The organism is Cohnella sp. LGH (assembly GCF_017671885.1).
Classification (GTDB): domain Bacteria; phylum Bacillota; class Bacilli; order Paenibacillales; family Paenibacillaceae; genus Cohnella; species Cohnella phaseoli.
The window spans coordinates 7,974,119-7,997,280 of record NZ_CP072117.1 but is presented as its reverse complement, the minus strand read 5'-3'; the positions used below and the strand labels follow the sequence as shown (position 1 = coordinate 7,997,280).

18 protein-coding genes and 1 riboswitch are annotated in these 23,162 nt (G+C 56.1%); of the genes, 11 read left to right on the top strand and 7 right to left on the bottom strand.

Annotated elements, in window-relative coordinates; genetic code table 11:
- Positions 1–69 precede the first annotated feature (69 nt).
- The 3 genes from J4772_RS32975 (at position 70) to J4772_RS32965 (ending at position 2,432) form a co-directional block, all read left to right on the top strand.
- A complete protein-coding gene (locus J4772_RS32975) occupies positions 70–1,500 on the top strand; it encodes a PDZ domain-containing protein (protein WP_209073105.1) in 1,431 nt (476 codons plus the stop codon).
- A gap of 39 nt (positions 1,501–1,539) precedes the next feature.
- A riboswitch (guanidine-I (ykkC/yxkD leader) is annotated at positions 1,540–1,650 on the top strand.
- A gap of 123 nt (positions 1,651–1,773) precedes the next feature.
- Positions 1,774–2,112 (top strand): DMT family transporter, encoded by a 339-nt coding sequence (locus J4772_RS32970; protein ID WP_209073104.1) that lies wholly within the window; start codon positions 1,774–1,776, stop codon positions 2,110–2,112.
- The gene (locus J4772_RS32965; RefSeq protein WP_305827800.1) at positions 2,112–2,432 is read left to right on the top strand and encodes a DMT family transporter; all 321 of its coding nucleotides are present in this window, start codon (positions 2,112–2,114) and stop codon (positions 2,430–2,432) included. The genes J4772_RS32970 and J4772_RS32965 overlap by 1 nt, the downstream gene beginning before the upstream one ends.
- A gap of 6 nt (positions 2,433–2,438) precedes the next feature.
- Here J4772_RS32965 and J4772_RS32960 read toward each other — a convergent pair whose 3' ends face one another.
- The 5 genes from J4772_RS32960 to J4772_RS32940 form a co-directional block, all read right to left on the bottom strand.
- Complete coding sequence (locus J4772_RS32960) at positions 2,439–4,109, bottom strand: alpha/beta fold hydrolase (protein ID WP_209073103.1); 1,671 nt, start codon at positions 4,107–4,109, stop codon at positions 2,439–2,441.
- Between the two features lie 3 nt (positions 4,110–4,112).
- Positions 4,113–4,793, bottom strand: coding sequence for an SdpI family protein (locus tag J4772_RS32955; RefSeq protein ID WP_209073102.1), 681 nt, complete (start codon positions 4,791–4,793; stop codon positions 4,113–4,115).
- On the bottom strand, positions 4,786–5,064 hold the full coding sequence (locus J4772_RS32950; protein WP_116060573.1) for an autorepressor SdpR family transcription factor: 279 nt from the start codon (positions 5,062–5,064) through the stop codon (positions 4,786–4,788). The genes J4772_RS32955 and J4772_RS32950 overlap by 8 nt, the downstream gene beginning before the upstream one ends.
- Before the next feature lie 155 nt (positions 5,065–5,219).
- Positions 5,220–6,338 carry a TFIIB-type zinc ribbon-containing protein gene (locus J4772_RS32945; protein ID WP_209073101.1) on the bottom strand — a complete coding sequence of 373 codons (1,119 nt, stop codon included), beginning with the start codon at positions 6,336–6,338 and terminating at the stop codon, positions 5,220–5,222.
- A gap of 17 nt (positions 6,339–6,355) precedes the next feature.
- A complete protein-coding gene (locus tag J4772_RS32940) occupies positions 6,356–7,405 on the bottom strand; it encodes an SPFH domain-containing protein (RefSeq protein WP_209073100.1) in 1,050 nt (349 codons plus the stop codon).
- A 285-nt stretch (positions 7,406–7,690) separates the two neighbouring features.
- On the opposite strand from J4772_RS32940, the gene uvrB reads away from it, so the two are divergent.
- Together uvrB and uvrA are read left to right on the top strand one after the other, a co-directional pair.
- A complete protein-coding gene (gene uvrB, locus J4772_RS32935; protein WP_305827798.1) occupies positions 7,691–9,691 on the top strand; it encodes an excinuclease ABC subunit UvrB in 2,001 nt (666 codons plus the stop codon).
- Between the two features lie 335 nt (positions 9,692–10,026).
- Positions 10,027–12,885, top strand: coding sequence for an excinuclease ABC subunit UvrA (gene uvrA / locus J4772_RS32930; protein ID WP_209073099.1), 2,859 nt, complete (start codon positions 10,027–10,029; stop codon positions 12,883–12,885).
- Between the two features lie 395 nt (positions 12,886–13,280).
- Here the strand turns inward: uvrA and ilvN are convergent, their stop codons facing one another.
- Together ilvN and J4772_RS32920 are read right to left on the bottom strand one after the other, a co-directional pair.
- Positions 13,281–13,553, bottom strand: a complete 273-nt coding sequence (ilvN, locus tag J4772_RS32925) for an acetolactate synthase small subunit (protein WP_209073098.1) — start codon at positions 13,551–13,553, stop codon at positions 13,281–13,283.
- 209 nt (positions 13,554–13,762) lie between these two features.
- Entirely contained in the window at positions 13,763–14,293 is a 531-nt protein-coding gene (locus tag J4772_RS32920; protein ID WP_209073097.1) for a hypothetical protein, read from the bottom strand.
- Positions 14,294–14,576: 283 nt separating this feature from the next.
- Between J4772_RS32920 and J4772_RS32915 the strand changes: the two genes are divergently transcribed.
- The 6 genes from J4772_RS32915 (at position 14,577) to galU (ending at position 23,085) form a co-directional block, all read left to right on the top strand.
- Positions 14,577–14,786: a hypothetical protein gene (locus tag J4772_RS32915; RefSeq protein ID WP_209073096.1), complete on the top strand. Its 210-nt coding sequence runs from the start codon at positions 14,577–14,579 to the stop codon at positions 14,784–14,786.
- Between the two features lie 163 nt (positions 14,787–14,949).
- A complete protein-coding gene (locus J4772_RS32910; RefSeq protein ID WP_247740919.1) occupies positions 14,950–15,999 on the top strand; it encodes a S1C family serine protease in 1,050 nt (349 codons plus the stop codon).
- Positions 16,000–16,038: 39 nt separating this feature from the next.
- Positions 16,039–17,964 (top strand): stalk domain-containing protein, encoded by a 1,926-nt coding sequence (locus J4772_RS32905; protein WP_209073095.1) that lies wholly within the window; start codon positions 16,039–16,041, stop codon positions 17,962–17,964.
- Positions 17,965–18,139: 175 nt separating this feature from the next.
- Positions 18,140–20,665, top strand: coding sequence for a U32 family peptidase (locus J4772_RS32900; RefSeq protein WP_247740918.1), 2,526 nt, complete (start codon positions 18,140–18,142; stop codon positions 20,663–20,665).
- Positions 20,666–20,828: 163 nt separating this feature from the next.
- The gene (locus J4772_RS32895; protein WP_209073094.1) at positions 20,829–22,187 is read left to right on the top strand and encodes a UDP-glucose dehydrogenase family protein; all 1,359 of its coding nucleotides are present in this window, start codon (positions 20,829–20,831) and stop codon (positions 22,185–22,187) included.
- A gap of 22 nt (positions 22,188–22,209) precedes the next feature.
- Positions 22,210–23,085, top strand: coding sequence for a UTP--glucose-1-phosphate uridylyltransferase GalU (gene galU / locus J4772_RS32890; RefSeq protein ID WP_116060562.1), 876 nt, complete (start codon positions 22,210–22,212; stop codon positions 23,083–23,085).
- The last annotated feature ends 77 nt before the right edge of the window (positions 23,086–23,162 follow it).

The window sequence follows — 23,162 nt, the reverse complement described above, 5'->3', positions numbered from 1 at the left end:
AGGTTGATCTCGATCAGCTTCCTTTTTTGCGTTGGCGTGCGTTGAGTTGCAAGGAAGAGGAGAGGCGCGATGGATGATCTTTTGAATATACTTAAAGAGGCTGGACAAGCCGCGGTCGGTCTGTTCACTTTTCCATATTTTTATATTGCGATTGCGCTCGTATGGTGGCATACCCGTCATACAGTCACGCTGCAGCGCAGGCTATATCATGTTCGTCTATACGGCGCAATGCGGTTAACGCTGACGAGAACGGCGTCCGGGCTGGCTGTCGGGATCGTTCTTTCCGTGGTCGGCCTGGGAGCCGGCGCCGTTCTGAACGGCGAGACTTTAATGTTCGTCTGGATCGCAATGGCCGTGTTAGCGTTGTTTCGCTTCAGGTACGTGTGCCTGGCATACGCTGCGGGGGCGCTCGGTCTGCTGCAGTCCGGGGTGGAATGGGCCGGAATAGAGGCCGCCCAAGGTTCGGCTGTCGCAGAAGCGTTGAGGATGCTTCTGGCGATCGACGTTCCTGCTCTGCTCTTCATAGCAGGCGTTCTCCATATCGCGGAAGGTTTTCTCGTCCGATTGCAGAGAGGGACGATTGCGATTCCTCTGTTTCTGCAAGGGAAACGAGGCAAGCCAATGGGGGCATACGCGATTGCCGGTGTATGGCCCATTCCGCTGCTCTGGCTTGTGCCTTCATCGAGCGGCGGGTTTACGTTGCCGTGGGCGCCTTTGTTCGGCGGCGATGCGGCGGCCTGGAGCTTCCTGGCTTTTCCGGTTTTGATCGGTTTCAGCGACCGAACGGCGACCAATTGGCCGGAACGCAAGGCCGGGATGTCGGGCAATCTGCTAATGCTTTACGGCGTGATTATCGCCTTGTTGGCCGTCTGCGCTGTCTACTGGTCTCCGCTTGTCGCGATCGCTTCGGCAGCAGCCTTCCTGCTGCATGAAGGCTTGCTATGGATTAGCCGGATCGGAGAAGCAGGCAAAGATCCTTTGTACTCCCAGGACGGAACAGGAGTAAAGGTGTTGGCGGTGCTCCCCGGAACGCCGGCGGCCGAGCTTGGCTTGCAGGCCGGAGAAGTCATCAAAAAAGTTAACGGGGCCGTCGTGCGCAACAAGATGGAACTGCATGCCGCATTGCAGCTTCAATCGGCCTATTGCAAACTGGAGGTCGTCAATCGCGAAGGACACGTCAAGTTCCTCCAAAGAGCGCGTTACGAGGGCGAGCATTATCAGCTGGGGCTTATTCCGGCTCCGGACGACGACATCGAGTTCGTGGCCTCGCCGCGCTCTGCGTCGATCTGGCAAGGGCTAAGAGAAGCGGGAGCACGGCGTCTAAGGAACTCTCCAACGATGAGGCAGCAGGAAGCTCGCCGCGAGGCGGAGCTGGCCGCAGCCGAACAAGCGGCCGCTTCGCAAGCTGCTGCGGAGGCGCTGGCGGAGGCCGAGCGGAAGAAGGCGGAGGAAGAAATCGGCTTGCCTCCCCGCGCCGCCCATGTCCGGATGAAGTCTTGACAAGGGGCGGAAGGTTTAGTATTTTTAAGTGATCATCAGGAATAGGATCCCTAGGGTTCCACGGCGCAGCAAACGCCGGTTCGGTCCGAGAGGGAGCGCATCTTCGCCGTTGTGGCGGGATGAACACGGAGGGATAAAAGCCCGGGAGTATCGATGACGACCCGCGACGCCTGCACGGATCGCGAAGGTCTGCGATGCTTCGGGCTTTTTTTGTCGTTCGGCCGGAAGTACTGGAGGCGGCGGGACACACTACATTCGGAGGTGTATGAAATCATGAATCGATCCTGGTTATTGCTGCTTGCGGCCGGTGTGTGCGAGGTAGGCTGGGTATCCGGCTTGAAGCATGCGTCGAATTTGGGAGAATGGGCGCTGACCGTCGTCGGCATCGTACTCAGCTTCGCGGGATTGCTGCGGGCAACGCGCGACTTGCCCGTCGGCACTGTATATGCGGTGTTTACGGGGATCGGAGCGGCGGGTGCGGTGCTGGCGGAGTCTTTGTTTTTCGGTGCGGAGTGGAATGCGGTCAAGCTGCTCCTTGTCGCCGTGCTGATTGTCGGTATCGGGGGACTGAAAATGACGACGGATGTCAAAGCGAAGGGGGTGAGCGAATAATGGCGTGGATTGCGCTTGTCTTCGCGGGGCTGTTTGAGGTTGTGGGCGTGCTTGCCATGAATCGGCTGAAGGAGAAAAAAGACAAGCTGAGCATGCTCATGCTTGTCTTGGGCTTTATAATCAGCTTTAGTCTGCTGTCCGTAGCGATGAAGTCGATCTCTATGGGAACCGCATATGCGGTATGGACTGCGATCGGGACGGTCGGCGGAACGCTCGTCGGCATGCTGCTGTATGGAGAGCCCCGCCAGCCCCGGAGAATTTTTTTCCTTGCGCTTGTAGTTTCGGCTGTAGTCGGTCTTAAGGCAATCGGAGGCGAGTAATCGCGATTACTTGATAATCCAGTCGGCGATATCCCGAATGACTTGCGCGTCGACATGCCCGTCCTTGTCTTTCGCAAAGAAATGGTTAAGGCCCGGATACAGCTTAAAGGATGCTTTACTGTTGTTTTTCAAGGTTTCCTGCCATTGAATATAATCTTTATCCGCATACACTTGGACGTCGGCCTCGCCCTGCAGTACGAGCACCGGCTTGGTCAGCTTGGCGGCGATGCCGTCGGCACCGCGGCTGTCCATTTCCTTGAAGTAGTAAGCCGGGATGCCGAATAAGGTTTGTTTTTTCGCTTCATCGTCGGTAAGGCCGGCAAGAGCTTGCGCTTTCTTAACCTCGGCGGCGACGAGCTCCGTGTTGGCGGCTTTAGCCGGATCGCCGTCTTTCATTGTGGCGATCGCCGCAGCGTTCTGGTCGGCGATAATTTCCCACAGCGTGCGGGGAGAGCCTGCCAGAATCGCAAGTCCGGCGAAATCTCCTCCGTCGGCGTCGATGCGGGGGGCTAGCATGCCGCCCAGGCTGTGGCCAACGACAAACACCTTCGAGGAGTCAATGCGCGGGTCAGCCTTCAGCAGCTTCGCCGCCGCGATAGCATCGTCGACCGTCTCATCCTTAACCGTGAAGGATAAGAGCATATCGGGGGTGAAGCTCTGTCCATGAGCGAACGTTCTCTTGTCGTAGCGCAAGACGGCGATCCCCTGCTCGGCAAGCCCCCAGGCAAGATCGCGGAACGGCTTGGCGGGGCCGACGGTTTCGTCCCGGTCTGTTGAGCCTGAGCCGTGGACGAGAACGACGGCGGGCAGCTTGCCGGAGCTGTTTTTGGGCAGTGTAAGCGTGCCTGGAAGAGGATACTTCGTTCCTTCTCCGACGGTGACTTCCTCCTCGATTAGGCCGGCCGGAACGGGAGTTTGCTCCGCAACAAGCTTTATCCATATCCCGGTAACTTGATTGTCGGTGTTCAGGGCTAGCGTTAGTGCGACTTTTGCTTTGGCAAAGGCTAATAGAGCGATGAACTGAGGCTGATCGGCAGCTGCGGCATTTACTTGAATCGCTTCGATTCCGCTATATTTTCCGACTGGAGCAACCGTTTGCTCCCAGCCGGCTTTCAGCGCTTCAGGCGGTACTGCTTTCTGCAGTGCGTTATCGAAATAAGTGCCGGACAGCTGTTCATATTCGCCCGCAACGAGCTTCTCGACAATTGTCCTCACGGCGTTTTCGCTAGCCTTCGCCGTGAGAATAGAAGCCGTTGCGCTATCTTCATGAATGGCCGTTTGCAAGCCGAGCGTTCTCTCGAAGAAGGAGAGCGGGACGAACATACGGTTGGATTTGACGACTGCATTGGCGCCAAACGCGATGCTGGCTTGGCCTCCGATATGCGCTTCGTTGCTGCCCGACTTGACGGTTGCCGTTACGGCGGAGCCGGTGATTGCGGCTTCCTTGGAAGCGGGAACGTATTCGACCTTGAAGCCCAGCGCTTGCGCGGTTGGACGAAGCGGGACCATGACGTCATTGCCGCTCCTGTACGGCTGGGCATCGGGGAAGAGAAGCGCTTGACCGTCGATGTTAAGCTTAAAAGCAGTCGCTGAGGCGGCAGAGGACGATAACGGGATTGCGGATAGAAGCATGGCGGATGCGGTTGCGATCAGGGCGGTTTTTCTAATTTTTTTCATGGGTCATACCTCCGTTTTATTTTTGAAAATCAGGTAAGAATAGATGGCGGGAACCAGAGCGCTCGCCAAGGCGCATATAATAACGATTGCCGCTATCCATTGCATTGAGGCAAACCAGGCGGACACGAACATCACGATGCCGGCTATGAACCACAAGCGACCGGCTAGACGGTGAGTCAAACGCCAATTGCGCTCATCCATAAGCGCCCAGGGCGTACGGATGCCGATGAAGAAGTTGCTGCGCACTTGCCCCATGCGGTTGCCGATAATAATCCACAACAGCCCGATTCCTCCGAGCACCAGATTGAGCATCGGCATTTTATGGCCGGTATTGTCCAGAATGACAATCAGCATTACAGATTGGAAGAAAAGGCTAATCGCCCAACGCATCAGATGATAGTAGCCTTCGAATCGGCTGTAATTGCTTTTTCGGGGATCAACGTAACGCATCAGGGACAGCAGAGCGGGCAGCGCAACTGTGAACGCGGCGTTGAAGAGCCAGAAGCTCCATTTTGTCATCGTGCGATCGGCTTCGCCGTTGATGTTATAGTGGGAGGCGACAGTGTCGGGAAGCCGGGAATTGAATACAAGGAACAGTGTGATAAAAATCGCGATGTTCATGCCAAGCAGCAGCCAGTCGTTTTTTGACCATAGGGTCGTTTTTTTGTCGTTGCCGTCAGTCATTGGGCGTCTCTCCTTTAGTCCCGATCATGCCGAGAAACCAGCTCATGGCTTCCTGCATCACGGACATGTTGAGGGAATAGATGATACTCTGTCCTTGTCTTTCGTCTTGAACGAGCTGCGCCTGCTTCAGGATGCTCAGATGATGGGAAATACTCGGCTTGGAGATGTCGAAGTGGTCGGCGATCTCTCCCGCAGACATGTCCCGGTCTTTCAGCAGCTGGAGAATTTTGCGTCTTGTCGGATCTGAAAGCGCCTTGAACGCGTCGTTCATAAAAGCGGCCCCTCCTTTCGCGAGGGTGGTGTTTTCGATATTTAGATAAATATCTAAATCTTATATTTAGATGATAAGCTAAATATCGAAAGGAGTCAACTATCTGTCGAAGGCAAAAAAAAAAGAAGTCCGGCGATGAACCGAACTTCGCTTTGTTATGTTGTAGTCGAGGTGATTTCCGGGTGGCTGGCGATAAACCAGACGATGGAGCCGACGATACCCAGCAGGAATAGCGTGAACAGAGTGATTTTGAGGGCGCTGCGGGGAACGCGTCCGGAGACGGTTCCCGTCTGACCGTTCACCATGTAGTAATACTTCTTCGATTTGTAGACGTAGTTGGCGTTCCATACCGGGAGCAGCAGATGTTTATAAGTGATGGCATTGTACGTAGTCCGGATGCGCAGGTTGCGGATTTCGTCCCCGCCGATCACACTGCGGATTTCCGTATTAAGCGTACTGTCGGCTCGCTGCTGTGCCTTCTCCCAGCCTTCCTCGCGAGTGATGGAATAACGCTCCGAGATGTAGCCGCTCAAATACTCCGGCTTGTAGCCGTGAAGCTCGGACAGCTTGAAATCTCCCAGCTCCTTTAGCAAATCGGAGTTATAGTGCCCTGAAGCCGGGATGAGAATGTCGTCGAAGCTCCTGCCGTAATCCCCTCGCGTAGAATGCCAGACGGTGTATCTCTCCTGGGCGGTGTACGTCTCGGTTTTGCCGTTGACGACCCTCGTCTTGGTTACCGTCCGGTAGTGATATATGCCAACCTCTGCGGAGTAAACCGAATACGTCTCGGTGTCGTAAGTCCAGTAGGGGATATAGATCCCGTTCAACTGGGAGTCGACATCGGTTTTTTTGAAGTGATTAGGCATAAAATATTTCTTTTTCTTCCAACGGGCGAACGAGGTGAGCGCCTCATCGCGCGATACCCGGAAGGGGATAACGGATTCCGGGCGGATGCTGCGTACATTTTCTTGGCTTAGCACCTTCGGAGAGCCGCAGAAGACGCAGGTGGACGTCGTCTGCCCCGCCGGGATCAGCGTCTCTCCGCCGCATGTCTCGCAGTGAATTGCCTGTTGCTGCGCACCCCAGTCCTGCAGGCGATCCAGATTCTCGTCGCGCCGGTTGAAGGCATGCTCCACGGGCTCGTCGAGAATTTTCTCGATTTCCTTATTCGCTCCGCAATATTGGCATTTCAAGTTTTGACTTTCCGCATCGAATACCATCGGACCCGCACAGCTGGGGCACGGGAATCGAATCGCGGTCGCAGCGTTATTCATCTAAATGACGCCTCCGGCTAAAGTTTACTTCCGCAATCGGAACAGAATTTCGCGTTCTCGTTCAGCCGGCTTCCGCATTCGGAGCAGAACTTCTTGCTGCCTGAAGCTTGCCCCTGCTGCCCCGCATCTCCCGGAGCCGCCCCTTGCCCCGTCGAGCTCTGGCCTGCAGAAGCTTGCCCGGCCGCGCCCGCCGCGCCGCCCCCCGAGTTCATCTGCTGGAACATTTGTCCCATCATCTGACCCATCGCCATGCCCGCGCCCAACTCCGCGCCTGCGCCCGCCGCGCCGCCGTGCGGGTTGTTCGCGGCTTCGCGAAGCGCTTCGGCCGTCTGATACTTCATATATTGATCCAGGTTGCCGGCGATGTTCATCGACGATTTGCGGTCGATCATCTGCTCCACTTCCGGCGGCAGCGACAGGTTTTCGATCGTTACGTTCGTCAGAGCAAGACCGATCGCCGCAAAGTTCGGCAGCAGCTTCTCCGCAGTCATTCGTCCGAGCTCGTCGTAGGAGCTCGCCAAGTCGAGCACCGGAATTTTCGCTTCGCCGACGAGATCGCTGATTCCGGATACGACGACCGCTTTCAGATAGCCGGTGATGCCAGCGGTCGTGAACTCCTTTTTCGTTCCGAAAATATCGCGCAAAAAGATGACGGGATCCTGCACTCGGAAGGAATAATTGCCGAAGCCTCGCATCCGAATCATCCCGAACTCGGGATCGCGCATAATGACCGGGTTTGTCGTGCCCCATTTTTGATCGGTAAAGGTGGTCATGTTCACGAAGTAAACGTCCGATTTGAATGGGGAGTTGAAGCCGTGCTTCCACGATTTAAGAGCTGTAAGCACAGGCATGTTTTGCGTGCTTAGTGTATAGGTGCCAGGGCCGAAAACGTCGGCAATCTGCCCTTCGTTAACGAAAATAGCGGCTTGGGATTCGCGGACGATGAGCTTTGCTCCCATCTTGATCGCGTTGTCGTAGGCCGGGAAGCGATAGACGACAATCCCCCGATCGTCGAGCCATTCGATGACTTCTATGAACTGTCCTTTAATGAAATCAAACAAACCCATGCGTCACTCTCCAGTCTGCCTCCGAACGCTCGAAAGGCGATTTTTTAGCGAATATGTTCAATTAGTTATATCGTATCATAAAAAGACGAAAGTTTGCTGCATAATCGCCAAAATCCGACCCCGTCTTGGGCGCGGGCTCTTTTGACGCTTCGCCGACAAACCGATATAATAGATGGGAACACACATTCTGTTGACGGGACGGATATAAACGAACGATTCGCAGAGAAGAACGGGATTGAACCGATCACGTGCAGCTGCGGATGCGGAAAGGGGCAACGATAACGGATGGCCGATACGGAATTGTTGAATAAGCCGTTTAACCTGGTTTCGGAGTACGCGCCTTCCGGCGACCAGCCGGGTGCGATCAGCCAGCTTGCGGAAGGTATAGCGGCGGGCAAGAGGCATCAGACGCTGCTCGGGGCGACGGGGACGGGAAAGACTTTTACAATCGCCCAGACGATCGCGAAGGTGAACCGCCCGACGCTCGTGATCGCTCATAATAAGACGCTGGCGATGCAGCTGTGCAGCGAGTTCAAGGAGTTTTTCCCGGAGAACTCGGTGGAATACTTCGTCAGTTATTATGATTACTATCAGCCCGAGGCGTATATACCGTCTACCGATACGTATATCGAGAAGGATTCCAGCATCAACGACGAAATCGATAAGATGCGTCACTCCTCCACGGCGGCGCTGTTCGAGCGGCGCGACGTCATTATCGTGGCGAGCGTGTCCTGCATTTACGGTCTCGGTTCTCCCGAGGAGTACCGCGATCTCAGGCTCAGCCTGAGAGTGGGGATGGAGAAGTCTCGCAACGCCATTTTGCACAAGTTGATCGACATTCAGTACGAGCGCAACGATCTCAACTTCGTCCGGGGCACGTTCCGCGTGCGCGGCGATGTGATTGAGATTTTCCCGGTGTCGCGGGGGGATTCGGCGATTCGCGTCGAGATGTTCGGGGACGAGATCGAACGGATCACGGAGATCGACGTGCTGACGGGCGAGATTACGGGCGAACGAGAGCACGTCGTCATTTTCCCGGGGTCTCACTTCGTTACCGGCGAGGAGAAAATGAAGCGGGCGCTCGTGAACATCGAGCGCGAGCTGGAGGAACGGCTGGCCGAGCTGAGAGAGCAGGGCAAGCTGCTTGAAGCGCAGCGGCTGGAGCAGCGCACGCGGTACGATCTGGAGATGATGGCCGAGATGGGCTTTTGCTCCGGCATCGAGAACTATTCGGGGCCGATGACGTTCCGCGAGCGCGGCGCTACCCCGTACACGCTGATGGACTTTTTCCCGGACGACTTCGTCGTCGTCATCGACGAGTCGCACGTTACGCTGCCGCAGGTGCGGGCGATGTACAACGGTGACCAGGCCCGGAAGTCGGTGCTCGTCGATCATGGCTTCCGCCTGCCGTCGGCCAAGGATAACCGTCCGCTTCGTTTCGAGGAATTCGAGCAGAAGGCGAAGCAGTTGATCTACGTTTCCGCAACGCCGGGACCTTACGAGCTGGAGCACTGTCCAACCGTCGTCGAGCAGATCATCCGTCCGACGGGACTGGTCGACCCGATTATCGAGGTACGTCCGACCAAGGGGCAGATCGACGATCTGCTTGGAGAGATTCGCGACCGGATCGCGAAGGACGAGCGCGTGCTGGTAACGACGCTGACGAAGAAGATGTCCGAGGATCTGACCGATTATATGAAGGAAGTCGGTATCAAGGTTCGCTACTTGCACTCGGACATCAAGACGTTGGAGCGGATGGCGATTCTGCGCGACCTGCGGCTGGGGACGTTCGATGTGCTCGTCGGCATCAACCTGTTGCGGGAAGGACTCGATTTGCCGGAGGTCAGTCTGGTGTCGATTCTGGACGCCGATAAGGAAGGGTTTCTCCGTTCGGAGCGCTCGCTTATTCAGACGATCGGCCGTGCGGCGCGGAATGCCGAAGGCCGCGTCATTATGTACGGAGATAGGATAACCGATTCGATGGAGCGGGCGATCAGCGAGACTGAGCGACGCCGCGCCATTCAGCTGGCTTACAACGAACAGCATGGCATTACGCCGCAGACGATCATCAAGAAAGTCAGAGACTTGATCGAAGCGACGAAAGCCGTAGAAACGAAGAGCTCGTTCCTGACCGGCGCAGAGGATCTCAGCAAGCTATCGAAGAAGGATCGCGCTTCTGTCATCGAGCGTCTGGAGTTCGAGATGAAGGAAGCGGCGAAGAGCCTGCAGTTCGAGCGCGCCGCAGAGCTCCGCGACGCGTTGCTTGAGCTGAAGGCTACGATGTAGCTTTTCGTAGACCTTCCATACAAGTTCGTGTTCAAAAAGTCGGCTTTTCAGGACCAAGAAGGTTGGATGAGGCTTAGGGAGTGAGGAGCAGAGCGTAGGAAAACCTACGTGAGCACCGGAAGGCCCGGCTGAATTCAAGATTCGATGTCGAATCCGCTTCCTGCTTTACTTCGTCATCAAAAGTTGACTTTTTGAACATCCTCTCAAATCTATTTGCAAGGCCGTCCTCAGTTCGGTATAATTAACGGGAACGTACATTCCTATACGGAGTGCGACTGCGGACGGTCAAGCTGGAAGAGCAGCCCCCGCCTTGTCGCGAAAGGGGCTTTTTCGTTTTGGCTAACGAGCAGATCGTCATTAAGGGCGCTCGCGCCCATAACCTGAAGAACATCGACGTTACGATTCCGCGCGACAAGTTTGTCGTGCTAACCGGGCTGTCCGGCTCGGGCAAATCCTCGCTCGCCTTCGACACGATTTACGCCGAAGGGCAGCGCCGCTATGTCGAGTCTTTGTCCGCTTACGCCCGTCAGTTTCTCGGGCAGATGGATAAACCTGACGTCGATTCCATAGACGGCTTGTCTCCGGCGATTTCCATCGACCAGAAGACGACGAGCCGCAACCCCCGTTCGACCGTAGGCACGGTCACGGAGATTTACGATTACTTGCGTCTCATGTACGCCCGTGTCGGCAAGCCTCATTGTCCGGATCACGGCATCGAGATTACTTCCCAGACGGTCGAGCAGATGGTCGACCGCATTATGGAATATCCCGAGCGGACGCGTCTGCAGATTCTGGCTCCTGTCGTATCGGGGCGCAAGGGCGAACACGCCAAGCTGCTGGCCGACGTGCAGAAGCAGGGCTTCGTGCGCGTTCGCGTCAACGGAGAGATCCGCGATCTCTCCGAGAAGATCGAGCTGGAGAAGAACAAGAAGCATTCGATCGAGGTCGTCGTCGACCGCATTGTCGTCAAGGACGATGTGCAGACGCGGCTTGCCGACTCGCTTGAGATGGCGCTGAAGCTGTCCGGGGGTCAAGTTCTCGTCGACATTATCGATAAGGAAGAACTGATGTTCAACTCCAATCTTGCTTGTCCGGAATGCGGCTTCTCGATGGATGAGCTGGCTCCGCGCATGTTCTCCTTCAACTCGCCTTTCGGCGCTTGTCCGGAGTGCGACGGGCTTGGCGTCAAGATGATCGTCGATCCCGAATTGCTTGTCCCCGATCGCTCCAAGAGCATCGAAGAGGGCGCGTTCGAGGCCTGGGCGGGCAGCACCTCCAACTATTATCCGCAATTTCTGAACGCGGTGTGCGCGCATTACGGCATACCGACCGACGTGCCGATCGAACAGCTGCAGGACAAGCATTTGCAGATCATTCTGTTCGGAACGGGCGGAGAACGCATCCGCTTCCGCTACGAGAACGAATTCGGCCATACGCGCGATGCGCAGGTGCCGTTCGAGGGCGTCGTCCACAACCTGGAACGCCGCTATCGGGAGACCGGCTCCGAAGGCATTCGCGAGTTTATCGAAGTGTATATGTCCGCCAAGCCTTGCGGCAAGTGCCGCGGACAGCGCTTGAAGAGGGAAGTGCTAGCCGTTACGGTGGGCGCGCAGAATATTGCTCACGTCACCTCGCTGTCCATCGGCGAAGCGCAGCGCTTCTTCTCCGGCCTCGATCTGACCGAGAAGGAGCTGTCGATCGCCAACCTGATTCTCAAGGAGATCAACAACCGGCTGGGCTTCCTCGTTAACGTCGGTCTCGAATATTTGACGCTCTCCCGCGCGGCCGGTACGCTGTCTGGCGGCGAAGCGCAGCGGATCCGACTTGCGACGCAGATCGGCTCCAGCCTGATGGGCGTGCTGTATATTCTGGACGAGCCGAGCATCGGCCTGCATCAGCGGGACAACGACCGGCTGATCCAGACGCTGAACCATATGCGCGACCTCGGCAATACGCTGATCGTCGTCGAGCATGACGAGGACACGATGATGGCCGCCGATTGGATCGTCGACATCGGGCCGGGAGCGGGCAAGCACGGAGGACAGGTCATCGCCGAAGGCACGCCGTCGGAAGTAATGGAGAACGAGAACTCGCTGACCGGGGCTTACCTGAGCGGCCGCAAGTTCATCCCCGTTCCTCTGAACCGCCGCAAGCCGAATGGCAAATGGGTGGAGATCAAGGGAGCGAAGGAGAACAACCTTAAGAATCTGAACGCCAAGTTCCCGCTCGGCGTATTCACGGCGGTGACCGGCGTATCCGGCTCCGGCAAGTCGACGCTCGTGAACGAGATTCTGTACAAGACGCTGGCTCGCGACTTGAACAAGGCGAAGACGCGACCGGGTCAGTATAAGGAATTTATCGGCCTGGAGCATCTGGACAAGGTCATCGACATCGACCAGTCTCCGATCGGTCGCACGCCGCGCTCCAATCCGGCGACGTATACCGGCGTATTCGACGACATTCGCGACGTGTTCGCGATGACGAACGAAGCCAAGGTGAGAGGCTACAAGAAAGGCCGCTTTAGCTTTAACGTCAAGGGCGGCCGCTGCGAAGCGTGCAAGGGCGACGGCATTATCAAGATCGAGATGCACTTTCTGCCGGACGTCTACGTGCCTTGCGAAATCTGCAAAGGCAAGCGCTATAATCGCGAGACGCTGGAAGTGAAATACAAGGGCAAGAATATTGCCGAAGTGCTGGAGATGACAATCGAGGACGCGACGGAGTTTTTCGTCAATCTTCCTCGCATTCACCGCAAGCTGCAGACGCTGATGGACGTCGGACTCGGCTATATGGATCTCGGCCAGCCGGCGACGACGCTGTCGGGCGGAGAGGCGCAGCGCGTTAAGCTTGCAGCGGAACTGTACCGTCGGAGCACGGGCAAGACGCTGTATATTTTGGACGAGCCGACGACAGGGCTTCACGTCGACGACATCGATCGGTTGCTTCAAGTGCTGCACCGTCTCGTCGATTCCGGGGAGAGCGTACTCGTTATCGAGCATAATCTGGACGTCATTAAGACGGCGGATTATTTGGTCGATCTGGGGCCGGAGGGCGGCAGCGGAGGCGGAACGATTATCGCCACCGGCACGCCGGAGGACGTATCCGCCGTCGACAAGTCCTATACGGGCAAGTATCTCGGCCCGGTTCTGGAGCGGGATCGCGCTCGCACGGAAGCGGCTATGTCCAAGGTTTGATCGCTGCAGTCGTCGTTGTATAGATGTTAAGAAGGAGCAGGCCCGCGGCCTGCTCCTTTATATTCTCTCGGGGTAGATAGCTGAATTTTGGTGGTTCGCCTCGGTTGAAGGGGAGTGTCGAGAATTTAGAGCGGGAAATCCGCGCTGATTTTGTCGAAAGAGAATTCTACGCAGATTTAGAGCGGAAAATCCGACTTAATTTCTCTAAAAAAGGAAAAATGAGAAAATAAGGTGGAGAACCCGCTTTAATTAGCCCAAAAAGCACTCGGCAGCGAATTTAAAGCGGATTTTCCGCTTTCAATCAACAAGGCGTATACATTCCACTCAGCGGTTTGAACTAACAGCGCTCTACAGCGGCGCCAACAGCGTCCAACCCGAATAAATCCCTTTTAATTTCACTCCCGAAGCATCGCCGTTTCCCCGGTACGAGCGATTTCGAGAATGACGTAAGGGCGCAGAAGCCGGAGGAAGGCATCGTTCTTGTCGCGATCGCCGACCGCTTGAACGATGAGAGTCCGCGGCGCGACGTCGACGATCGAAGAGCGGAACGTCTCGATGAGGCTTAACAGCTCGGCCTTCATCTCGGGCTCGGCTGTCAGCTTGACGAGCAGCAGTTCCCTCTCGATCTCCCTATGAATAAGAAAGACGCCCGCACCGCCTGACCGCATCGCGGCCGATCACTGCGTGATCTTCAGGTAGTGGGGCGCCCGTAATCTAGGGCGTGTCTGAATACTCCGAGGGCAGCAAATTTTGCTGAATTTTCGTTCCATGCAAGGAACTTTTGTGAAGGCGTACCGGAGGTACGTCAAGCAAAAGTGACGCAGCAGGGGGCGAAAAGGCGGTGAAAGGTGCCCCTGAGCGGGTTTTCAGACACGCCCTAGGATTGAGCCGAAGGGCCAATCAAAGTAATCAGCTGCTTCTGCAGCCTAACGATATTTTGCTGCTTCTCGATAATTTGCCGCTTCTGCTTCACAATCGTTTCCATATCGGTTTTGGCGGCAGCCCACTGCTTCTTCTCGGCATGCTCATGGAAACTGCTCCATGATTCACGCTTAAGATCGCGCATTTCGCGGATCGCTTCTTTGGAGGCTTTCATTTTCTCGATCAGCAGCTTGGCAGGTTGCTTGAGCGATTTGCGCTTGTCCTTCGACAGTGCCTTTCCAGCTTCCCTGATCTGCTCGTTCTGGGATTTCATCTGTTGGAACAAGCTTTTCTGCTCCGTTTTAATTTGATCGAGCTGGGTCTTTAACGCTTGAATATCGGCAGGCATCGCGCTCCAATCGATGTTCGGCCGGGCCGGGTGCTGGTGATCGTGGTGGTGATGACCGTCCGGATGGGCGGAAGCAACCGCCGGGATGGCGAGGGCCAGCGCGGTAAAGGTCAGCAAAGCGTGCAAATAACGTTTCATGTCGTGTTCTGCCCCTTTCTTGGATTCTCCATTAGTATGGACAAAACGACACTTCCCATTCTTTGGAATCCGAACGCAGGTGCAAATCATTTATCACCAACCGGATTTTGGAATACGATTCTTCTATCTTACGGATACTAACCCTAACGCAGGTCGGTCGAGCCGGAGCTAGAAATGTGTGACAAAGTTGTTACGAGACCAATATTGGACTTGCAACGAGGACGCTCAGAAGATAACATAGATAAAGATGGGTTCATTAGGTCAGATAAAGGAGGTCCCCTTAATGTTTCTAGCCGAAGCGGCAACGGAAGCTGTGGAGAGCACATACTCGCATTTCGACATTTTCATGCTGATTTTCACGGTTCTCATTGCAATCGGTTTAGTGCGTCTGCTGCTGCAGAGGCCTCGCAAAAACATGCTTGCAATCGGATTTGCCACAGTCTGTCTTCTCGTATTCCTTGCGGCTGATTTCAAGATGATCAGCGGCTGGTAAGGAAAATACCGCGATACATAAACAAGCCTAGGCTGCGGAGCTTTGGGCTTGTTTTTTTTGTGATTTCGTGCAACGTTTCGACGTATGTATTTTTTCATTTCCATTCGCTGGAATCTATGATAAAGTAAATCTGTTTATTTGAAAAAGTTGGGAGAGGAAGTTGTTGAGAGGAAATCGGCAACGGAAAGTCGTCATGATGCTGGCGACGGCGCTGTTGGCTTTGACGATGTCAACGAGCGGCGTTATTGCTGCGGGGAGTAAGGAAGGGCCGTCGACTCGGGTCATTGACGGCGAGTTGTATGTGAAAGCCTCTCTCGTACCCGACGTGATCAAGAAAGTATCGCCTTCGGTCGTGGCGATCATCGGAAAACCGGCGGACGAGAAAAACGCGAGCCGGTTCGCGCTATCCCACGGAACGGGCGTATTCGTCAAGAGCGACGGATGGATTGTGACGAATGCGCACGTCGTTCAGGATATGGAGCGAATCGTTGTCGTCACGTCCGACGGCAAGGAATATACCGGAACCCGCAAGCAGATCGATCCGGCAAGCGACCTGGCTCTGGTGAAGATCAATGCGAAGGGCTTCAAGCCTGCCAAGCTTGCCGCGGCTCCGCTGAAGGTGGAGGTGGGAGAAACGGTAATCGCGATTGGAACGCCCGTCTCCTTCTCGCTGCGCAATACAGCCACCGTGGGCGTGATCAGCGGGATGAACCGCTCGGTCTCTTCCGATTATAATTTGCTGCAGACGGATGCGGCGATTAATCCGGGCAATAGCGGCGGTCCGCTCGTGAATTTGAAAGGAGAGGTCGTCGGCATTAACTCGATGAAGTTCGTCGATGTCGATATCGATAGTATGGGCTTCGCCATTCCAGCGGATACGGTGCGATACGTGCTGGATCATTTCGATAAATACGGCAAAGTGAAGCGGGCCTCTCTTGGCTTGGAGCTGGAAGAGAGCTGGTCGGCGGTCGTTGGGCTGCCTACGGAGGAGCCGATGACCGTGCTCGGAGCCGCTTCGCCGAATGCGAGGAAAGTCGGCATTTCCGCCGGGGATCAGCTCTATTCCGTGAACGGGAAACAAGTCTCGACGAACGTCGAGCTGAACGAGCTGCTGAAGGCGTTTCTTCCAGGTCAGACTGTCAACGTGACGCTGCTGTCCGACGGAGACTTGGTGACTCGCAAGCTGGTATTGTCCGAATATTCGGGGCATTAACATTTAGGGACGTAAAGGTGGAGAGGGGTTCATTTATTTATGCTTCATAAAGGAAAAGGCTTCGTTATGCTCCTGCTGACGGTCGTACTGTTGGCGGTAAGCGCCATTCCGGCTTATGCGGATGAGGCTCCGGGCAAGACGGAAATCCGTCTGAAGGTCGGCAGCAAGCAGATGAAAATCAACGGAGAGTCCGTATCTATTCAACCTCCGTATCAAGAATCCGGTACCGTTATGGTTCCTCTCAGCGTGTTTACGAATAAGAAAGGATTCGGAGCTAAGGTTCAACTGACGAACAACAAAATTATTAAGCTCACTTACGGCACTCATACAATCGTAGTTACTCTGGGCAGCAAAGACGCAACGATCGACGGGAAGAAAACGACGCTTCCGGTCGCTCCGGCCAGCAAACAGGGAGTCACGATGGTTCCGCTGTCGATTATCGCCAAGAGCTTCGAGGCGACGCTGGCGAAGGATGCGGCGACGCAGGAGCTCGTGCTGAAGTTTGTGTCCGTCAACGACAAGAGCGCCGGGGGCAAGAACATCGACACCGATGCCGGCAAATCCAAGATCGGAGATAGCTATTACGGCTGGTCGATGAATTATCCGACCGGTTTGACGATGAGCTCGCAGACGCAGGACGGCGATATCGTCGTATTCGAGGATGTGAAGAAGGAATACTACTTGGCCGTTATCGTCGAGGAAGCGAAGGACAAGCTGACGATGGAAGAAACGCGGGATACGATCTACGGCTACTTCGACGAGGGAGAGAAAGTCGTCGATAAAAAGACGGTCGGAAGCGGAGCCGCAGCCTACGAGCGGGTGACCACGAAGAATAAGGGAGGGTTCTTCTTCGAATATCGGGGAATCCAAGCGAACGACTCTTTGTATATCGTCATTTTCGGTAAGAAGGCGAAGACGGCCCAGGAGTTGGCGAAATCCACCGGATTGCTGGATAGCTTCCGCACTGCCTTTAACCGCTCGGACGTTTCGGTCAAAGATTTGACGCAGATCGTCAACGGCTTCAAGACGTTTGCCGACGAGGATTACGGGCTCAGCGTCAAGCTTCCCAAAGAGTGGAAGACCGACACGGAAGCCTCCATTCCGTGGTTTTATTTGGAGGATAGCGGGTATCTGTACCTAGACGTCACCTCTCTTGTTCCGGGGGATACGCTGGATGAGTGGATTAAGCGTAAGCAAGCTCGCTTCGAACAGACTTTCGCGACGGCTTTCCGGAAGGAGCCGGAAATCAAAAACGTCGTCTGGAACGGCGTGTCCGCCAAGTTGATGAAGCTTGCTTATTCCTGGGATACGGAGAAGTGGTGGGAGGAGTACGAGATTTTCGCGATCGAGGGGGAGTACCGCTATTATACAGAGCTAGCCTATCCGAAGGATTCCCCGGCCGCCCAGTCCAACTTGTTGGATAACGTACTTCGTTCCATGAAGGCTGATTTTGCGACGGTAGAGAGCAATTTTGGCGAACTCGCCGACGAGTTGGACAATATCGATCGCAGCGCCGTCGTGACGAGAACGAGCGAGAAATACGGTTATCGGATCACGCTTCCGCAGTATTGGACAGGGGATAAGAAAAGCCTGGAAGAGACCGAGATGGAGTACGGCACGACTGGAGTTTTTGCCGGCGTAACTTATTGGGACGAGGAATCATTTACGTTGAGCGAACTTACGTCGACGATTGACGGCTTTTATAAGGAGCGCTCAGAGAAAAATACGAAATTCAAAATCATCGAGAACACAACCGTCCAATTCGCCGGATTTACCGCCAAGAAGGTCGTCTTCGAGGATAAGACCAACAATAAAGACAGCACTCCGTATCGGATTACGAATTATTTCGTGCTCAAGGGCGACAAAGTGTACAACGTATGGGGGTTCTACTATTTGGCCAACGCCAGCGACTTTAATGTGAAAAACATGGAGGCGGCGCTCAGCACGTTCGCATTTACTCGTTAAATCGGAGTCAAGAATAAGAGAGGCTGCCCTGTCGCTCCCGTGGAGTCGACGAGGGGCGGCCTCTTTGGTTATGGCGAGGCTGGAAACCCAATTTCCTTGACCTGATCGGCCGTAAAGCGCAATAATGAGATCAGCGAATACCGCTCGTTCGGAGCGGTTTGGAGGATGGTACAACATGGTGGACAAAGCCGATTTGCGGCGTGAAGATATTGAACTGCTGGCCCCGGCCGGGGATTGGGAGTGTATGCGGGCTGCGGTGGCCAACGGGGCCGACGCCGTGTTTTTCGGCGTGGAGAAGTTTAACGCGCGGGCGCGGGCGCACAATTTTCAGATGAACGAGCTGCCGGAGATTATGGCGTTTCTGCACAAGTACGGGGTAAAAGGTTTTCTTACCTTTAATATTCTCGTCTTCGAGGACGAACTGCCGGAAGCGCGCAAGCTGATCGAAGCGTGCATCGACGCCGGAGTGGATGCGGTGATCGTTCAGGATTTGGGCCTGGTGAAAATGATCCGCGAGATTTCGCCCGATTTTCCGATCCACGGTTCGACCCAGATGACGATTACGTCGCCCGAGGCGGTCGAATTTACGAAACCGTTCGCGATGGAACGGGTTGTGCTCGGCCGGGAGAACAATCTGAAGCAAATTCAGAAAATCGGCGAGCAGGCGAAGCTGCCGATGGAGGTGTTCGTGCACGGCGCTCTGTGCGTCTCTTACTCGGGACAGTGTCTCACTTCCGAGGTCTGGGGCGGACGTTCGGCGAACCGCGGCGAATGCGCGCAGGCGTGCCGACTGCCGTACGATCTGATGGTTGACGGCGTGCAGCAGCCGATGGGCGACATTGCGTATTTGCTGTCTCCGAAAGATCTGGCCGCGATCGACATCGTGCCGGAACTGATCGAGGCAGGCGTCGCCTCGTTTAAGATCGAAGGGCGGCTGAAGAGCCCCGAGTATGTGGCTAACGTCGTCAGCAAGTACACTAAAGAGATTGATAAATATTTCGCCGGAGACGAGAACGGGCCTTCGAAGGAGGAGGTCCGGGAGCTGCAGCAGAGCTTCTCGCGCGGCTTTACGCACGGTTTTCTGGAAGGGACGAACAACAAGCAGCTTGTGGAAGGAACGTTCCCGAAGAGCCGCGGCGTCTATCTGGGCAAAGTCGAGAAAATATTGCGCGACGCGGTGATCTGCAAGCTGGAAGCTCCGCTGAAACGCGGCGACGGCATCGTTTTCGATGCGGGCGATCCGACGAAGAAGGAAGAAGGCGGACGCGTCTACGACGTGCGGGTGTCCGGAGCCAAGCTGGAGGGAGAAGCGGCGGAAGGGCTGCGAATCGAGATCGTGCCGGGACGCAACGACATCGACCTCAACCGCGTGCACGAGGGCGACCGGATCTGGAAGACAAGCGATCCGGCGTTGGATCGCCGTTTGCGCGCCAGCTTCGAGACGGAGAAACCGTATCGCACGTTCCCGCTGGCCGTCTCGGTATTCGGACAGGAGGGCGTGCCGCTTAGAACGATTTGGACGGATACGGGCAAGGGAACGACCGTGGCCGTTGAGTCGGAAATGCCTCTGGAACGCGCGGAGAAGCGGCCGCTCGGACACGAGGTGCTGAGCGAGCAGTTGGGCCGGCTGGGCGGGTCTCTGTACCGTCTGGACCAGCTCGAGGTCGGACTGAAGGGCGACGTCATCGTGCCCAAGAGCGAGCTGAACCGGATGCGCCGCGAAGCCGTCGAGCAGCTTGAGGCGATGCGGGAGCTGCCGCCGCAATATGTGAAGCGGCAAATCGACGAGTTTGCCGATGCGTTCGATTCCGATGCCGTCGATGTCAGCGTGAAGCCAAGCGAGGTGAAGCTGACCGCGCTGTGTCGGACGCTGGAACAGGTCAAAGCGGTGGCGAAGACGGAGGTCGAGCTGATCTACGCCGACTTCGAATTTATTAAGCAGTTCCCGGATGCGATTCGAGTGTGCCGCGAGGCGGGCAAGAGAATTGCGTTGGTGACGCCGCGCATTCATATGCCGGGCGAGAACGGCTACCATCGCAACATTCTCAACCTGAAGCCGGATGCCGTGCTTGTACGCAACACCGGGGCGCTGTACTACTATTTGAAGAATCGCATGGAGAATCCGGGGCAGGAGCATCCGCTATTGATCGGCGACTTCTCGCTGAACGTGGCGAACCATAAGACGGTCAATCTTTTCCGCGAAGCGGGCTTGGACTGGGTGACGCCTTCCTACGATTTGAACATTCAGCAGATGGTCGATATGCTGCGCCGGGCGGACACGTCCCGTCTGGAGGTCGTCATTCACCAGCATATGCCGATGTTCCATACCGAGCATTGCGTCTACTGCACGTTCATGAGCGAAGGCACGAACTACACCAACTGCGGCCGTCCGTGCGAAGAGAAGCGGGCGTCGCTACAGGACCGGATCGGGATGTCCCATCCGGTGCGCGTGGACGAGGGCTGCCGCAATACGGTTTACAACGCAATCGAGCAGTCCGGCTCGGAGTACTTGGACCTGTTCATGGAGCTGGGCGTACGCTCCTATCGCGTCGAGTTTCTCGAAGAGAGCGCCGACAAGGTGCACGAGGTGCTCACCCTCTACCGCGCCGCCATCGATGGCCGTATCTCCGGCACCGAGGTTTGGCGCAAGCTTAAAGCGATCAACCAGTTGGGCGTTACTAGAGGTCAACTGGTGAAATAAACGGCATGACCAGGCCCCGTTCCCGCTCGCTGCGGGGGCGGGGTTTTGCGCATAATTTACACTCCGCTAACACAATCGCGCATTCTCGTTTTCATTCCGATGCTACAATCGGTTCAAGTCAACATTGCGCATGAGTGCGCTGGACATAGAGGAGGCTCGGAATATGAAAATGGCGATTGTGGGAGCGGGCGCGGCCGGATTGACGATGAGTGCGGGGTTTGCGGAGCTCGGACATACAGTGCGATGCGTGGATGGCGATTCAGGGAAGATCGCGCAGTTGTCGCAGGGAATCGTTCCCTATCGAGAGCCGGGGTTGGAATCGCTTGTACTGCGGAATTTTGCTGCCGGACGGCTAAGCTTCGGTAACGATCCGTCGGCTGTTATGAACGAGGCGGAGCTGCTGTTTATTGCCGTCGCTACGCCTGCGGACGAGCGCGGCGATATGTCGCTCGCCGCGCTCTGGAAGGTAATCGACCGCATCGAGGCATGGTCGGCCGACGACGGTCGCCCAAGGCTGATCGCCATCGCCAGCACCGTGCCGGTCGGCACCGCGGAGAGGGCCGAGTCGCGTCTGCGCGGCCGCCTGCCGACAAGCTGCGCGGTGGAAGTGGTGTCCATCCCGGAATTCATGCGGGAGGGCAACGCGGTTCGCGACTTTTTCGAGCCGGCGCGGATTGTGATCGGGACGGCTACCCCCGAAGCGGCGGATCGGCTTACGCAGCTTCATCGCAGACTACCGGGACCGATTATTGCGGTAGATCGCAGAAGCGCCGAGCTGGCTAAGCTGGCCGCCAACGCCTGCCTGGCGGTCAAAATCTCATTCGCGAACGAGATGGCCGCATTCGCGGAGCAGGTCGGAGCAGACTACCCTTTGGTGGCGCAATCGCTTGGACTCGATCCGAGGATCGGGCCGTATTTTCTGGAAGCGGGTCTCGGCTTCGGCGGCTCCAGCATGCCGCGCGATTCCCACGCGCTCGTCCGTATGGCCGACGATGCGGGAGCGCCCCAGACGCTAGTGGAGGCCGCAGTTCGCGCTAACGCAATGCTGCCGCTGCGCATGGTACGCAAGCTGGAAGCGGCGCTGTCCGACCCGGCCCGCCGCAAGGTGGCTCTACTTGGTCTTTCCTGCAAGCCGGGAACCGACGATATGAGGGACGCGCCGTCGCTGCGCCTCATCGCGGAGCTGAGTCGCCGCCATCCCGGCATCGTATTAACGGCATACGATCCGGAAGCCGTCGCTGCGGCCCGTTCCGTGCTGCCTGCTTCGGTCGCGATCTGCGCATCCGCGGAGGAGGCGCTTTGCGGCGCAGACGCTGCCATTGTCGTCACTGGCTGGAGCGAGTTCAGGCATATTCAGGCAGATAACTTTAAAAGTTGGATGAATCGGCCTATAATTATGGATGGAAGGAATATCTTGGACGCCGAGAGCCTGAATGCGCAGGGAGTTGTCTGCATCGGGGTCGGACGGCTGCCATCCATTCCAGGGCCGTCCTCTCGCAGGGCGGGCGAGCTCGCAATGTAATTGTAGAGAGGATGCCTGCAAGATGAAAATTCGCAAGGCGATTATTCCGGCGGCGGGACTGGGAACGCGTTTCCTTCCGGCGACGAAGGCGATGCCGAAAGAAATGCTGCCGATTATCGATAAACCCGGAATTCAGTATATTGTCGAGGAAGCGGTTGCCGCAGGCATCGAGGATATTCTGATCGTGACCGGGAAAGGCAAGCGCGCTATCGAGGATCATTTCGACAGCTCGTTCGAGTTGGAGCACAATTTGCTGAGCAAGGGCAAGCTGGACCTGTTGTCGGAGGTTCAGAAGCCGTCCGAGTTGATTGATATTCATTATATTCGCCAGAAGGAGCCGAGAGGGCTTGGACACGCGATCTGGTGCGCCCGCAAGTTTATCGGGAACGAGCCGTTCGCCGTACTGCTAGGTGACGACATCGTCCAGTCGGAAGTACCGTGTCTGCGGCAAATGATTGACGTGTACGATCAGGTTCAAGGTTCGGTGCTCGCCGTGAAGAAAGTGCCGGACGCAGAGGTGTCCCGCTACGGCATCGTCGATCCCGATCCGTCCGGAGGCGACGGGGGACGGATTATGAAAGTCCGCGGGGTCGTGGAGAAACCCGCACCGGGGTACGCACCGTCGAACGTGGCTATTATCGGGCGCTATATTTTAACGCCTGCGATTTTTGATATTTTGGAGCACCAGGACGTCGGGGCCGGAGGAGAAATCCAATTGACCGATGCGATCTACCGTCTGATGCACGACGAGTCCGTCTATGCGTACAAGTTCGAGGGGACTCGGTACGACACGGGGGAGAAGCTCGGCTACTTGAAGACGATCATCGATTTTGCGCTTGATCGTCCGGACTTGCGGGATGAGGTTCGGGCCTATTTGGAGGAAAAGCTGGGACGCTAACCTCTAACGGGACGTCAATTTTCAGGAATAATCCCATTTGCGCACTTCCACAACGAACAAGCCGGCGGCCTATCCGC

Bases quoted from the DNA above. Each gene is read 5' to 3' on its own strand.
- J4772_RS32975 (WP_209073105.1), top strand. From the start codon at position 70: ATGGATGATCTTTTGAATATACTTAAAGAGGCTGGACAAGCCGCGGTC.
- J4772_RS32970 (WP_209073104.1), top strand. From the start codon at position 1,774: ATGAATCGATCCTGGTTATTGCTGCTTGCGGCCGGTGTGTGCGAGGTA.
- J4772_RS32965 (WP_305827800.1), top strand. From the start codon at position 2,112: ATGGCGTGGATTGCGCTTGTCTTCGCGGGGCTGTTTGAGGTTGTGGGC.
- J4772_RS32960 (WP_209073103.1), bottom strand. From the start codon at position 4,109: ATGAAAAAAATTAGAAAAACCGCCCTGATCGCAACCGCATCCGCCATG.
- J4772_RS32955 (WP_209073102.1), bottom strand. From the start codon at position 4,793: ATGACTGACGGCAACGACAAAAAAACGACCCTATGGTCAAAAAACGAC.
- J4772_RS32950 (WP_116060573.1), bottom strand. From the start codon at position 5,064: ATGAACGACGCGTTCAAGGCGCTTTCAGATCCGACAAGACGCAAAATT.
- J4772_RS32945 (WP_209073101.1), bottom strand. From the start codon at position 6,338: ATGAATAACGCTGCGACCGCGATTCGATTCCCGTGCCCCAGCTGTGCG.
- J4772_RS32940 (WP_209073100.1), bottom strand. From the start codon at position 7,405: ATGGGTTTGTTTGATTTCATTAAAGGACAGTTCATAGAAGTCATCGAA.
- uvrB (WP_305827798.1), top strand. From the start codon at position 7,691: ATGGCCGATACGGAATTGTTGAATAAGCCGTTTAACCTGGTTTCGGAG.
- ilvN (WP_209073098.1), bottom strand. From the start codon at position 13,553: ATGCGGTCAGGCGGTGCGGGCGTCTTTCTTATTCATAGGGAGATCGAG.
- J4772_RS32920 (WP_209073097.1), bottom strand. From the start codon at position 14,293: ATGAAACGTTATTTGCACGCTTTGCTGACCTTTACCGCGCTGGCCCTC.
- J4772_RS32915 (WP_209073096.1), top strand. From the start codon at position 14,577: ATGTTTCTAGCCGAAGCGGCAACGGAAGCTGTGGAGAGCACATACTCG.
- J4772_RS32905 (WP_209073095.1), top strand. From the start codon at position 16,039: ATGCTTCATAAAGGAAAAGGCTTCGTTATGCTCCTGCTGACGGTCGTA.
- J4772_RS32900 (WP_247740918.1), top strand. From the start codon at position 18,140: ATGGTGGACAAAGCCGATTTGCGGCGTGAAGATATTGAACTGCTGGCC.
- J4772_RS32895 (WP_209073094.1), top strand. From the start codon at position 20,829: ATGAAAATGGCGATTGTGGGAGCGGGCGCGGCCGGATTGACGATGAGT.
- galU (WP_116060562.1), top strand. From the start codon at position 22,210: ATGAAAATTCGCAAGGCGATTATTCCGGCGGCGGGACTGGGAACGCGT.